Consider the following 13,020-nt stretch of genomic DNA (forward strand, 5'->3'; position numbering starts at 1 on the left):
CCTCCGGTAGTCTCCACGCATGTGCCCTGCATGATGGAAGAACTGATGATTAAATGGTCCGAAGAAAACGACAGTGATGTAAACCACAGTATCGCCTTACTGACCGGGGAAGAGCCTGAGAAGTGGTATCCCTACGGCGGCGTCAAAGGCAAAGATTATTGCAACAATCCCTCCGATGCGTGGCCCATTATTTGCGCCAATAAAATCAGCATAAATTTTAAAGAGTTGCAGAGCGATCCGCTTTGGCTTGCCGAAATTCAAAGCCCTGATGGACAGTGGCAGGCGCAAAGCATACGGCCTCTGCGGGCGGCGATGATCTGTTTCCTGCTAAGTAAAGAAAGTAAGGCTTGCGTGGAATAAAAAGCGCAGAGATACTCAGATTGCGACAAAGTATTGCAAAGAAGTGATTCGAATAAGCGTCGCATAAAAGCGATGCGTATCAAGTGATTAATGTTTCCTCATTTTGACAGTTGTGTCTAAGGCGGAGTCCATTATGAAGCGCATCATTAAAGGTGATAAAACTCTCTCCCATCTGGTGGTTGCTCATGCAGCTATCGACAGTCATGAAAAAGCCTACGGTAAGCGCCGGCAGGGCTGGCCTTCTACTTACCTCATCAAATATAAAGATGCGCGTGTTGCGGTCGAAGTGGTGACCCGCAGACAATCCTATGTTGCTACCCTCATGATCGGAGCCCGAAATTTAACCAAACTTTGCGGTATGCCTGCCTGAGTTCAGGGGACATTCCACCTTAATGCAAACCGTGCCGGGTTTTCCCTGCACGGTTTTATTTTATGTGGGTTTTCTGATGAGGGATGGCTGGCGAAAATTACCGCGTGGAAACGGGCGTTTGAGCATCCGGAAAACTATTGTGATCAGATCAAGCAGCAGAAGCAGAGTACCTGTCAGTGCGAGTACCATCATGCCCGTCACGGCGAAGATCACGACTTTCAAGGCCGGTGGCAGCGTCAACCGGCGAAAGCGCGAACGCAGCCACAAACGTCCGTACTGTGTCTGTAGCTGGAAGATATGAGTCAGGCGCGAAGTGAATGTGTTGCGGGTCATCGTTGTCCTCCTTTTTGAACAGTCCCAGTAAAGCACAGAGTTATTAAGAGTTTCTTAACACGCCTCTGTGGTGACAATTGCACATATTTTTGCACTTTCGGCCTGTAGAGATATCGACAAGTATGCTAATTAATCTGGATGCAGGACGGCGCCGTACGCTGTTCACCCTGAAATAGCACCATCCAGGAGTCCTATGTCTGGTAAAAATCCCTATTACGATCCGTCAAAAAGCCATCATACGCCTGACGGATTTACCAATGTCGAACCGCATAATCGTCAGCAAGGAGATTTCAAACGCTGGCAACAGGAACGCAAAGCGCAGCGGCTGCCTCTGCCGCCGGAGAAGGGCTACGATCATTTTATTGAAAACTGGTGGCAGACCGCCGATTTCAGTGGCACGGATGATCGGTTGTGGTTTTTAGGCCACGCCTGTCTGCTGCTGCGCGTCGCGGGATGTTATATCCTGATGGATCCCGCGTTGTCGGAGCGTGCTTCGCCGTTGAGATTTTACGGACCGAAACGCAAAACGCCGGTCGCTGCTCCGGTTGATCAACTGCCGCCTATCGATGTGGTGATTTTTTCGCATAATCATTATGACCATCTGGACAATGTAACCGTACGCAAATTATTGCGTCGATTTCCGCAGGTGCAATTTATGGTGCCCCTTGGCATGAAGCGCTGGCTGGAGAAGCGGGGCGCGCATTTTGTCGAAGAGCTGGACTGGTGGGAAGAGCGCCAGTTCGGCGAACTGACATTATCTGCGGTTCCTGCGCGCCACTGGAGTATGCGAACGCCCTGGGATCGCAATCAGTCGCTGTGGTGCGGTTGGGTGGTCTCGCACCCCTCACTGCGTTTTTATTTTTCGGGCGACAGTGGTTACAGCAATCAGTTTGAAAAGATTGGCCAGCGTCTGGGACCTTTTGATTTGGCGGCAATTCCGATAGGTGCCTATGCACCAAGATGGTTCATGAGTGCGCAACATATGGACCCGCAACAGGCTGTGGACGTGTTTTCAGAGCTGCGTTGTCGCAAAGCCGTGCCGATTCACTGGGGCGTTTTTGAATTAGCGGATGAATCTCTGGATCAGCCTTTGAAAGAATTAGCTCAGGCAATTTCGGAAAGCGTCTCGCCGGATATCAAATTTTCGCCGTTAAAAATCGGGGCGAGCATCACCAAAGAGTGAAATTATTCCTCATTCAAATTATAGGGCAGGAAAAATCTCATTCAGCGATTAATGAGAAGTATTATCACTTGAGAGGCATTTTATTTTACCCTGTTAAGGGTAAGGGTTAATGATTTGTTATTATTTATAAAGTGAATGGCAAAAGACGATGAAATGCCTCTTCAGAGTTTCAAAATATTGCCGCGTCCGGCAGAGAATTATGTAGTTTATGACCATAAAGCTTCTTCCTGAGCCTAGCGGAGAGGGCTTTATGCTGCGGGAACTCATAGTGTGCCGTGAAGCACCTTGTCTGTCGTAATGTGGCAAACGCATACCCGTGACGTGAAACAGCGGGCTGTGTCGAAGAAAACACCTGGATGTTACGCATCAGGAAATAAAATCTGCGAGGCAGATCACGGTAATTAATAATTGTTATTCATATCGATATCTTATTAGTGAATAAGCGTGCCTGGTTATTCTTCAGTTTTCATGTGAATTTAACGAAGTCGCAAACTTTAATTCATTATAATGTAAACAACGCCAGGCAATGAAATATACATGTGAGGATTAAGGGCTTTGAATTGAAATCCTCCGTTCGGTTTTTTCACTCACTAATATCCCTGCCAATGTAAAGGCGCACGGTTTAGGTGCATTAATTTCATTCCTTTGTTTTGTTTGCACCATTTTATTCATCCATGACCTTTTTGATTATTGCATAACCAGTCACATAACCTGAAAGCAACATCAGCGGGAGCGTCCTGCGATTGCTTATGGTCTAAATATTCCGCGACTCCTATGAGAGGCTGGTCGTGGCGATCCTGCACGCGGTCAGCAGGGGACTGATGCGTAAGCCATCTTCCGGGATATCCTCCATAAAAATTCAAATAAAGATGTTTTTTACGCTTACGGTTCTACATTAAATGATCAATAATCGAAACAGGTCGTTATTGTTTTGTTGGATATACCGCTGTACCTGTAAAGCAGAAAAAAGCATGTCTATCAACATATTTCAGCTTAACTGAACACGAAGTGCCATTAAGCGGCTCAAATATGTGCGACATGTCCATCGCTGATTAAAAATGGCTTGCCATCGAATTCAGAGTATGTGATAACGCTTCTGGGTAAAACGAGGTACAGTTCTGTATATGTGTGGCATTTTCAGTATAGAAGTTCTGAGTAAAGACGTTCACGTTGAATACCGCTTCTCTGCCGATTCTAATCTTAGTGCCTCAAGCAGTAACGACTCTAGTTTGTCTATGTAACGCCTACGGGCGGTTTAAACAATCCAAAGGAAATACTCAAGATGGCAAAGATCAAAGGTCAAGTTAAGTGGTTCAACGAGTCTAAAGGTTTCGGTTTCATTACTCCTGCTGACGGCAGCAAAGACGTGTTCGTACACTTCTCTGCAATCCAGGGTAACGGCTTCAAAACTCTGGCTGAAGGCCAGAACGTAGAGTTCGAAATCCAGGACGGCCAGAAAGGCCCGTCTGCAGTTAACGTAACTGCAATCTAAGCAGCGTCCAGCTGTAAAAAAACCCGCCAAGGCGGGTTTTTTTGTGTCCGGCATTCAGAGAATGATGATCCCGGATTGCTGATTGCGTCCGCTGATGCCAGGATGCGCCGGATCTTTTTCTCGCTGATGGCTGTTGCGGCGATAGCTGGTGTAGTTGAAACCGGTGCCGGTTTCATCGGGTGTGCATAACGTGCAACGGCCAGCGTGATCGATGTCGGCAAAGCCCAGCGCGCGTAATTTCGCTTCGGCAATAGCGGCCAGATCCAGATGGCGCGGCACAGGTGATATCAATGAAGGCGGAAAATCAAGGCGCTGCATATACGTGTCCGCCAGCTCCTGACTCACTTCATAGCAGCAGGCACCCGCCGCCGGGCCGATAGACACCACCCAGTCAGCCGTATCTCCTGACGCGTTAATTCGGGCAGCCATCAGTTCCAGAATCCCGTCGATCAGACCCCGCCAGCCCGCGTGGACTACGCCGGTTTGCTTGCCATCTTTGCGGCAAAAAATCACCGGTAAACAGTCCGCCGTGAATACCGCCAGAAGAATGCCGGGCATCGATGTGAAAAACCCGTCTGCTTCGCCACAGGCCTGTCCAGGCTGAGTGACATCGACTATCCGAACGCCATGCACCTGCTTCTTGGCAGGACGGGTGGATTCGTAAGGTTGTAACTCAGCAGGAAGCAAGGTGTGCTTATCACCGAAGCCATGAAGAATACCGGGTATTTGACGGAGTAAGGCTGAGCTGTCACTCATCTCAAGTCTCGTTAAGGAAAGGTCATGGCATCAGTGTAGCTGGCTTTTGGCCGGACTTTCCAGCGGTTGCAACCACCAGTCGCCTTCTTTAGACTTAACATTATTGCGAATATTCGCCCCTCAGACTTTCCTTGCAGGTTTCCCGCATGACTTATCAGTGTCCACTTTGTTTCCAGCCTCTTGAGCTGACCGGCCAGCAATGGCGCTGTCCGCAGAATCATCAGTTTGATCATGCCAAAGAAGGCTACGTCAATCTGATGCCCGTGCAGCATAAACGCTCGAAGCAACCGGGGGACAGTACTGAAATGATGATGTCACGCCGTGCCTTTCTTGATGCCGGCCATTATCAGCCGCTGCGCGATCGTCTGGTGACTCTCCTTGATGAAGTGTTGCCGCAAAGCGCGACGGCTCTGCTCGATATCGGTTGCGGGGAAGGGTATTACACGACGGCTATTGCAGAACGGTTAGCCCTGACGCGTGCGATGAAAGTGTATGGACTGGATGTAGCGAAGGTCGCGATTCGTTATGCGGCAAAGCGGTATCATTCGGCGGCTTTTTGCGTGGCTTCCAGCCATCGTTTACCCTTCGCCGAGGCCTCGCTGGACGCCGTGGTGCGGATCTACGCACCCTGCAAGGCGCAGGAGCTGTACCGCGCTGTTAAACCGGGTGGCGTGGTGTTAACCGTTGCACCAGGGCCGCGCCATCTGTATCAGCTGAAAGGGCTGATTTATCAGGATGTGCAGTTGCATGCGGAGCTGGATGAACAGCTGGAGGGCTTCGAGCGTATTGCGACGGAATCCCTCGCCTACGCTATGCAGCTTACCGGGCCGGAGGCGTTTGATTTATTGCAGATGACGCCTTTTGCATGGCGCGCGACGGAAGAGGTGATGGCGAATCTGAAGGTTGAGACGGCGTTCGGGTGTGAGACTGATTTCGTCATCAGGCTGCATCAGCGCAAACCAGATGACGAAAGCATTAATTCTTAATTTAGTCTTTCAGGGTTGAAGACCAGGCTACTGATTTTCAACCATCACTTTGTAAATCTTCTCTAAATCATCCAGCTCGTTTACGCGGATCAATAACTTCTTCTGTTCCAATTCAAACACCAGCACACCATCTTCTGAGAGATTCATACTGCGGATCCTGTCATAAGTGATGAAGGTATTGGCGAAGTAAAACCCTTTGGGCTTGAACAACAATTTTGGCCAGCGAATAAAAGAAAGATAGAACGCCACCAGCGCCAGACCAATCAACAAATAGTTGGTAAGTGGCGTGCCATTGGCCTGAATATTGTTGTAAAGCAGGATCGCCAGGAGGCCAATGAAGATGATGGAATCGAGCTTATTGCGGCGACGAAGATTGACTCTGAGGCGGGTTTTGCCGTTTTTGGCTCCCATGATGAATTCGTCGTAGATGGCATAGGCCAGCAGCATGAAGGTGAAGAGGGCGAGGACGATATCGGTCACGGACATGAAAAAACTCCAGCGTACTGCCAACAGGCAAAGCAAAATAAAAGCAGAAACAGACAAACTCAGGCAATAAAAAAGCCGGAGGAGTGATCCCCCGGCTTGTGGTTATCAGAGACCTAACAGGCCAATCCAGTAACCGAAGATCCCGATGGCGAAGAAGCCCACGATGATCCACAACGCATTCACTTTCCGACGCAGCAGCCACATACAGCCGAAGGTCAGCAGCAATGGCACCAGACCCGGCATCAGCTGGTCCAGAATCGTCTGTACCGTAGTGACCGTGGTATGACCGGTTTGGTCGGTTATCTTCGATACCACCAGCGGAATGTTAACGTGCGTCCATTTGTTAACCAGTGCCCCCATGACAAAGAGGCCGAGAATCGACGCCCCCTCGGTCAGTTTTTGCAGGAAGCCGCCGCCCATATCACCTACGATATCGACACCTTTTTTGTAGCCATAAGCTACACCGTAATAACGGGTCAGCAGGCGTACAAGGTTAAACAATACGAAGAACAGCAATGGCCCAAGCAGACTCCCGGTCATCGCGATACCCGCACCCAGCGCAGCAAACACCGGACGTACAGTACCCCAGAAGATCGGGTCACCCACACCTGCCAGAGGACCCATCAGACCGACTTTCAGGCCGTTGATGGCCGCGTCGTCGATAGGAGCGCCGTTGGCACGCTGTTCTTCCATCGCAAGCGTTACGCCCAGAACCGGCGCGGCAACATATGGATGGGTGTTGAAGAATTCCAGGTGGCGTTTAATTGCCGCTTTGCGATCGTCGTTATTTTCAGGATAGAGACGACGAATAGCAGGCACCATACAGAAACAGAAGCCCAGAGCCTGCATACGTTCGAAGTTCCATGACCCCTGGAAAAGGTTGGAGCGCATAAACACACCGCGGATGTCGCCTGCCGTGAGTTTTTTAACTTCAGTTTTATCAACCATGTCCTTCACCCTTAATCCAATTCGTTATCGAGGTCGTTAACACCCGGAGCTGCCGCTGCTTGCGCAGATTTGTTGTATTTCGGGCTCAACTGGATGTAAAGCACTGCCATCACCACACCAATCACACCCAGTGCAACCAGGTTGAAGTTAGTGAATGCCGCAGTCACGAAACCGAGGTAGAAGAAAGGCATCAGGTAGCCAGCACGCATCATGTTAATGACCATGGCGTAACCGACGACGACAATCATACCACCCGCAATATTCAGACCGTTGGTGACCACTTCCGGAATCGATGCCAGCAAGTCATGAACGATGGCAGTACCCACGGAAACAGCAACAATCACGGCTGGAATAGCGATACGCATTGCCTGCAGAATCAGCGCCGAAACGTGGATCCAGGTAATCGCGCTCAGGTTTCCTTTCTCAGCGGCTTTATCAGCAGCATGCTGGAAGGCAACGGTGATAGTACGAACGATAATGGTTAATACCTGACCTGCTGCAGCCAGAGGGATGGCTAATGCAATACCGGCACCGACAGACTGTCCGCCTGCGATAACCAGAATGGTAGAAATGATGGAGGCGAGGGCGGCATCCGGCGCAACAGCAGCACCGATGTTCATCCAGCCAAGCGCGATCATTTCCAACGTACCGCCGATAATGATCCCGGTTTTAACATCACCCAGAACAAAACCGATCAAAGTACAGGCAACTAACGGACGGTGAAACTGGAATTCATCCAGAATCGAACCCATCCCGGCAATACATGCAACAATAAATATCAGCACAATTTGTAGTGTGGTGATCTCCATTGCACTTCTCCTATGACCAAAGGACGCTGAGTAAAAACAAGCACATCAGATGCAGATAACGTTGAGAAAATCTGCGTTTGACGCCTGTGCTTATTAATTCATCTTATTAATAAGATCCATCATCTTAAGACGTGAATCCGAGGACACTTTACGCACTTCAAGTTCAATACCTTTTTCATTCAGTTTTTTGAATGCTTCGATATCTTTCTCGTCGACGGACACGGCGTTATTCACCTGGGTTTTACCCTGACGGAATGCCATACCACCAATGTTGACCGATGTAATCTTCACGCCACCGTCAACCACACGCAGAACGTCGGTTGGGTTGGTGAACAACAACATCACGCGGTCGCCGGCGTATTTCGGGTTGTTGTAAACACGGATAGCTTTCTCCACGTCGACAACGTGTGCGGTAACACCAGGAGGAGCAACCTGAGTCAGCAACGTTTTACGCACGGTGTCGGCAGCCACTTCATCGCTGATGACAATAATGCGGTTGACGTTGGTTTCTTTGGTCCAGCGGGTCGCGACCTGGCCATGGATCAAGCGGTCATCAATACGGGCAAGACCGATTTTCATGTAGTCATTCGGACCGGAAGGTTGAACCGGGGCGGCTTTTTTCGGTACCGGTGCGGCGACAGGCGCTTCTGTGGCAGGTTCCGGGGTTTTCAGCGCTTTCACGCCGATACGTCCGGTTTCCACTGCAATAGCAACCAGTTCTGCGAAGGACGGGTTGTCATCACGGGCCATGAAAGTTTCTGCCAGCATAGGGATGTTAACACCGGTGACAACTTCGTAATTTTCCTTATCGACAACAATGCGGCTGGCGGCGTTAAACGGGCTGCCACCCCAGGTGTCGACCAGGAAAAGGACGCCGCTGCTGGTGTCTAAACCACCCAACTTTGCCGTGTACTTTTCGATCAGGGTTTCGGCATTCTCGCCGGGTACGAAATCGATATAGGCGACATTATCCTGCTCACCTAAAATCATTTCCGCTGTTTTCAACAACTGTTCAGCTGCTGACCCGTGCGTGCCGATGATAATAGCAATACTCACTCGCTACCTCCTCTGTTAACTCGGTTAAGAGTTATGCACATAAGTAATGGTGCTGATGATGATATCCGCCCGTTTTTATTCCTGAGGCGGACAGAGCGTTCCCTGCGTGAGAATGAACCCACTAATGTCCGTTAATTTCTGATAACACTGATAAACAGTAAAACGGCAGAACCTCAACAGGTTGTGCGACGTGATTTATTTTAGTGTGTGAAAAAATAAATTTTGTGACGACTGTCCGTTATTCAAAGACGTATTGTGAATACGCTTCCACGTGCCTAATAAAACAGCATAGATGTTTCAGAATAATGCAGGAGGTAAAAGATCGCACTTTCGTCCGATAATCATTCCTGATAAAGTGATTTTCCAAATAATTGAACAGGAGTACCGGGCCTCAGCCCTCCCTATGGACTGTCACCGACGTCACTATTCTTCGCTTTTTCACCTCATCGTTACCGGCAAATCCGCCCCAATGGGCCTGATTTTTGCCGCACTGAAACCGCTTTCATCTGTAAGTCATACAGCTAAAACACTTTGCCAGGTCTCTGATTGCCCAGCGAATCGCGTTTCTTTGCGTCTTTTTTCTTTAACTCATTGCGGAGTCTGACATGGAATTTTTGATGGACCCTTCAATATGGGTCGGTTTGCTGACACTTGTCGTTCTGGAAATTGTTCTGGGTATCGACAACCTGGTGTTTATCGCCATCCTTGCGGACAAACTGCCACCAAAACAGCGTGATAAAGCACGTATCATCGGCTTATCCCTAGCTCTGATTATGCGTTTAGGCCTGCTGTCGCTTATCTCGTGGATGGTCAAACTGACCACGCCGCTGTTTAGCATTGCGCAGTTCAGTTTCTCCGGACGCGATTTGATCCTGTTGCTCGGCGGGGTATTCCTGCTGTTCAAAGCGACGACGGAGTTGCACGAACGGCTGGAGGGGCATGAAGAGCACGGTTCGCAAAACCGCGGCTACGCCAGCTTCTGGTCGGTCGTGGCGCAGATTGTGGTGCTGGACGCCGTGTTCTCACTCGATGCGGTGATTACCGCCGTTGGCATGGTCAACAACCTGTACGTCATGATGACGGCAGTGGTGATTGCCATGGGTGTCATGCTGCTGGCGTCGAAGTCGCTGACCCGTTTTGTGAACAATCATCCGACGGTGGTGGTGCTGTGTCTCAGCTTCCTGCTGATGATCGGTCTGAGCCTGATTGCTGAAGGTTTTGGTTTCCATATTCCGAAAGGTTATCTGTACGCCGCGATCGGTTTCTCCATTCTGATTGAATTGTTCAACCAGATTGCACGCCGTAACTTCCTGAAAAGCCAGTCCACACGACCGATGCGTGAACGTACGGCCGAGGCGATTCAGCGTCTGATGGGCGGGAAACGTCAGCATCAGAATGAAGACGAACCCTCAGGTGATACCGTTCCTGCCAATGAGACTTTTGCGGAAGAAGAACGTCACATGATAACCGGCGTACTGACGCTGGCCTCGCGTTCGCTGCGCAGCATCATGACGCCGCGCACCGAGATCTCCTGGGTGGACTGCGAACGCTCACCGGCTGAAATCCGCAGCCAGCTGCTGGACACGCCGCACAGTCTGTTCCCGATTTGCCGTCATTCTCTGGATGACGTGATCGGCGTGGTGCGGGCGAAAGATCTGCTGGTGGCGCTGGAAAAGGGTGAAAGCATCGTGGCCTTTGCCGAGAAAACGCCACCGATCGTGGTGCCGGAAACGATGGATGTCATCAATCTGCTGGCCGTGCTGCGTAAAGCGAAAGGCCGTCTGGTGGTCGTCAGCAACGAATTTGGTGTGATTCAGGGGCTGGTTACGCCGCTGGACGTGCTGGAAGCGATTGCCGGTGAATTCCCGGACGAGGACGAAACGCCAGACGTGATTGCCGACGGTGATTCCTGGATAGCCAAGGGTGGCACGGATTTACATCTGTTACAGCAGATCCTGGACATTAACACGCTGGTCAGCCCGGACGATGATTTTGCGTCACTGGCGGGTCTGTTGTTATCGAAATCTGGCCAGATGCCGGTCGCAGGTGAAGTGATTGAAATGGCCTCGTTGCACTTTGAAATTCTCGACGTGACAGATTATCGGATCGAGCGCGTGCGGATCACGAAAATCCAGTCTGAAGACCATTGGGAAGAAGACCAGTAATAGCGGTTCACTTCTGTTTAAAACGGCGACTCCGGTCGCCGTTTTTTATGCTTCTTACTCTCAGCGATTATTCATCAACCGGTTGCATGGCCTGGGTGGATTTCTCATACCGCGCCAGCCAGATCGGGAATACCTCAATCGGCATCGGCCTGGCAAAATAGTATCCCTGCAGGGAATCGACTTTGCGTTTACGCAGATAATCGACCTGTTCACGAGTTTCGACACCTTCGGCAATCAGCTTGAGATTCAGCCGCTGCGCCAGCGTGATGATAGTATCGGTAACCGTTGCGTTGATCGCATCAGTACCAATCGAGGCGGTAAACGCCTGGTCTATCTTCAGCACGTCCGGGTTCAGCGTTTTCAAATAACTTAGTGAACTGTGGCCGGTACCGAAATCATCGATCGCCAGTAATATCCCCATCTCTTTCAACTGTGAAATCTCGGCGGCTCGCAATTCCTGCAAGCGCGTGCGCTCAGTCAGTTCCAGCATTAACGAGACAGAAGGCTGCGCAGGCAGCCAGATTTTGCGGATGTCATCCACAATTTCCATATTATTAAAATGCTGCGCGGCGACGTTAATACTGACGTAAAAACCGGAAGTGGCGGGGAAGACGGAGAGATTATCGGTAACCGTTTTAATCAGATAGCGTGTCAGCCCGATAATAAGCCCATGCTGTTCTGCCAGCGGAATAAAAACATCGGGCGAAACCCATTCCTGTCGGCGATTCTTCCAGCGCATCAGCGTTTCGACACCAATACAGCGGCCATCGACACTGTTGATAATCGGCTGACAATAGACTTTGAATTCGCGGTGCGAAATCCCGTGGCTTATCGGATACGCCAGACTGATCCGGCTGCCGGATAACAAATAGACCGCCGTTGCGGTCAGCAAACTGATCAACACCGAAAGAGGAAGATGGGAAGCCAGTTCGGACCAGGCCAGCGCGGACGCTTCCTCACCATAAATTGACACGGAAAAATCATAGTTCGGTGATTTTACGGTCAGCAACGGTCGCTGCGGTAAATTCATGCTTTGCATGATTTCATTCTTGCCATATTCGAGGCTTTGCTTCACCACGTTCAGGACAATATGGCGCGCATACGGAGGCTGTGGTTCGAGCAGGAAATTCGACAGGATCCCGATGTTATAGACGAACAGTTCACCGTTAAGATTATCAGCCGTGGCAGGTTGCCAGAGCAGCAAAGTAGGAATATCTAACCTGCTTAATTTTGCTGCGCGAAGCTCCAGCCGCGTTCGGCCCTGAGCGATATCCGGCAGGGTTTTGCTGAAACTCAGATCCAGCGCGCCAATTAGGCTTGAACAGGTAATTGTGCCATTGGTCACCAGCGTGATAGAACGCAAGGTTTGCATGCGTGCCACGGTTTGCTGCATGGCAGGTTGTAATTCACGACAGGTGAGCTCCGGGTCAACGTGTGTTTTTCGCGCGGCCTGGGAAGCCGGTTCAAGGAGTTTTTCGAGTTTTTCAACGGTGTGCATCGCCACGCGTTGTTGATCCGCAGAGATAACCCGACTTTGTTCGTAAATACGAATACCCAGCGTAAGAATAAGGGTCAATAAACCCATAGCGCCGGCCAACGCAAGGCGATAGTAGCGATACTTCGCAAGTCCGGTCTGGGAGAACAGCATCGTTCTAATCCTTGTATCCCGTGTAATGTGCAGGCTCACAAATAGTCATTTATAAAGGGTTTACCTGGGCGTAACAGCCGTTTTGTTATTATTGATAGTAGCTGTAAATCGAAGCAGGCTCTTTCTCTTTATCGGGTGTAAAACTGAAAGAAAATCCCTGTCTGTGACGTTGTCACGCATTTTACACCTGTGAATCCTGGACGTTTGAGCGCTAGAACCTATTGAAGCAGCCTGAGTGGCTAAACACGCGGAAATCAGCATGCCGTACCCGCGGGGTATAAAGCAAGTGTCATATCCATTATGTATTGATAATACAAAAGGTTGTTCTTAGCGAAGAGTTAATGGCTACACGATAGTACCGGTGCGGTATTTTGTGCGTCACACGGCCAAAAACCATCTGGCAATGTGACGCCGCCAAGAGAAAAACT

General features: G+C 50.1%; 14 protein-coding genes. 7 read left to right on the forward strand and 7 right to left on the reverse strand.

Annotated elements, in window-relative coordinates; translation table 11 throughout:
* Nucleotides 1–45 precede the first annotated feature (45 nt).
* The gene (locus tag I2123_RS09735) at nt 46–360 is read left to right on the forward strand and encodes a phage protein NinX family protein (RefSeq protein WP_112168836.1); all 315 of its coding nucleotides are present in this window, start codon (nt 46–48) and stop codon (nt 358–360) included.
* A 133-nt stretch (nt 361–493) separates the two neighbouring features.
* On the forward strand, nt 494–730 hold the full coding sequence (locus tag I2123_RS09740; RefSeq protein WP_013576199.1) for a DUF4060 family protein: 237 nt from the start codon (nt 494–496) through the stop codon (nt 728–730).
* Nucleotides 731–790: 60 nt separating this feature from the next.
* Here I2123_RS09740 and I2123_RS09745 read toward each other — a convergent pair whose 3' ends face one another.
* The gene (locus tag I2123_RS09745) at nt 791–1,063 is read right to left on the reverse strand and encodes a hypothetical protein (protein ID WP_213052307.1); all 273 of its coding nucleotides are present in this window, start codon (nt 1,061–1,063) and stop codon (nt 791–793) included.
* A gap of 193 nt (nt 1,064–1,256) precedes the next feature.
* Between I2123_RS09745 and I2123_RS09750 the strand changes: the two genes are divergently transcribed.
* From I2123_RS09750 to cspE, 3 genes are all read left to right on the forward strand, one after another.
* Nucleotides 1,257–2,246: an MBL fold metallo-hydrolase gene (locus I2123_RS09750; RefSeq protein ID WP_213052308.1), complete on the forward strand. Its 990-nt coding sequence runs from the start codon at nt 1,257–1,259 to the stop codon at nt 2,244–2,246.
* A gap of 1,124 nt (nt 2,247–3,370) precedes the next feature.
* Nucleotides 3,371–3,487 (forward strand): DUF2627 domain-containing protein, encoded by a 117-nt coding sequence (locus I2123_RS09755; RefSeq protein ID WP_071823629.1) that lies wholly within the window; start codon nt 3,371–3,373, stop codon nt 3,485–3,487.
* Nucleotides 3,488–3,528: 41 nt separating this feature from the next.
* Nucleotides 3,529–3,738, forward strand: coding sequence for a transcription antiterminator/RNA stability regulator CspE (cspE, locus tag I2123_RS09760; protein WP_002221949.1), 210 nt, complete (start codon nt 3,529–3,531; stop codon nt 3,736–3,738).
* A 54-nt stretch (nt 3,739–3,792) separates the two neighbouring features.
* Here cspE and I2123_RS09765 read toward each other — a convergent pair whose 3' ends face one another.
* Nucleotides 3,793–4,494, reverse strand: coding sequence for a purine nucleoside phosphorylase YfiH/LACC1 family protein (locus I2123_RS09765; RefSeq protein WP_213052309.1), 702 nt, complete (start codon nt 4,492–4,494; stop codon nt 3,793–3,795).
* 146 nt (nt 4,495–4,640) lie between these two features.
* Between I2123_RS09765 and rlmA the strand changes: the two genes are divergently transcribed.
* Entirely contained in the window at nt 4,641–5,480 is an 840-nt protein-coding gene (gene rlmA, locus I2123_RS09770) for a 23S rRNA (guanine(745)-N(1))-methyltransferase (protein WP_213052310.1), read from the forward strand.
* 27 nt (nt 5,481–5,507) lie between these two features.
* Here the strand turns inward: rlmA and I2123_RS09775 are convergent, their stop codons facing one another.
* The 4 genes from I2123_RS09775 to manX form a co-directional block, all read right to left on the reverse strand.
* Entirely contained in the window at nt 5,508–5,966 is a 459-nt protein-coding gene (locus tag I2123_RS09775; RefSeq protein ID WP_112168763.1) for a DUF986 family protein, read from the reverse strand.
* 105 nt (nt 5,967–6,071) lie between these two features.
* On the reverse strand, nt 6,072–6,914 hold the full coding sequence (locus I2123_RS09780) for a PTS mannose transporter subunit IID (protein ID WP_112168764.1): 843 nt from the start codon (nt 6,912–6,914) through the stop codon (nt 6,072–6,074).
* A gap of 11 nt (nt 6,915–6,925) precedes the next feature.
* Nucleotides 6,926–7,723 (reverse strand): PTS mannose/fructose/sorbose transporter subunit IIC, encoded by a 798-nt coding sequence (locus tag I2123_RS09785; protein ID WP_213052311.1) that lies wholly within the window; start codon nt 7,721–7,723, stop codon nt 6,926–6,928.
* Nucleotides 7,724–7,816: 93 nt separating this feature from the next.
* Complete coding sequence (gene manX / locus I2123_RS09790; RefSeq protein WP_112168765.1) at nt 7,817–8,779, reverse strand: PTS mannose transporter subunit IIAB; 963 nt, start codon at nt 8,777–8,779, stop codon at nt 7,817–7,819.
* Nucleotides 8,780–9,384: 605 nt separating this feature from the next.
* Between manX and I2123_RS09795 the strand changes: the two genes are divergently transcribed.
* On the forward strand, nt 9,385–10,944 hold the full coding sequence (locus I2123_RS09795; RefSeq protein ID WP_213052312.1) for a TerC family protein: 1,560 nt from the start codon (nt 9,385–9,387) through the stop codon (nt 10,942–10,944).
* A gap of 67 nt (nt 10,945–11,011) precedes the next feature.
* Here the strand turns inward: I2123_RS09795 and I2123_RS09800 are convergent, their stop codons facing one another.
* The gene (locus I2123_RS09800) at nt 11,012–12,592 is read right to left on the reverse strand and encodes an EAL domain-containing protein (protein WP_213052313.1); all 1,581 of its coding nucleotides are present in this window, start codon (nt 12,590–12,592) and stop codon (nt 11,012–11,014) included.
* Between the last annotated feature and the right edge of the window lie 428 nt (nt 12,593–13,020).

This window comes from Rahnella inusitata, from assembly GCF_018288855.1.
GTDB lineage: Bacteria > Pseudomonadota > Gammaproteobacteria > Enterobacterales > Enterobacteriaceae > Rahnella > Rahnella inusitata.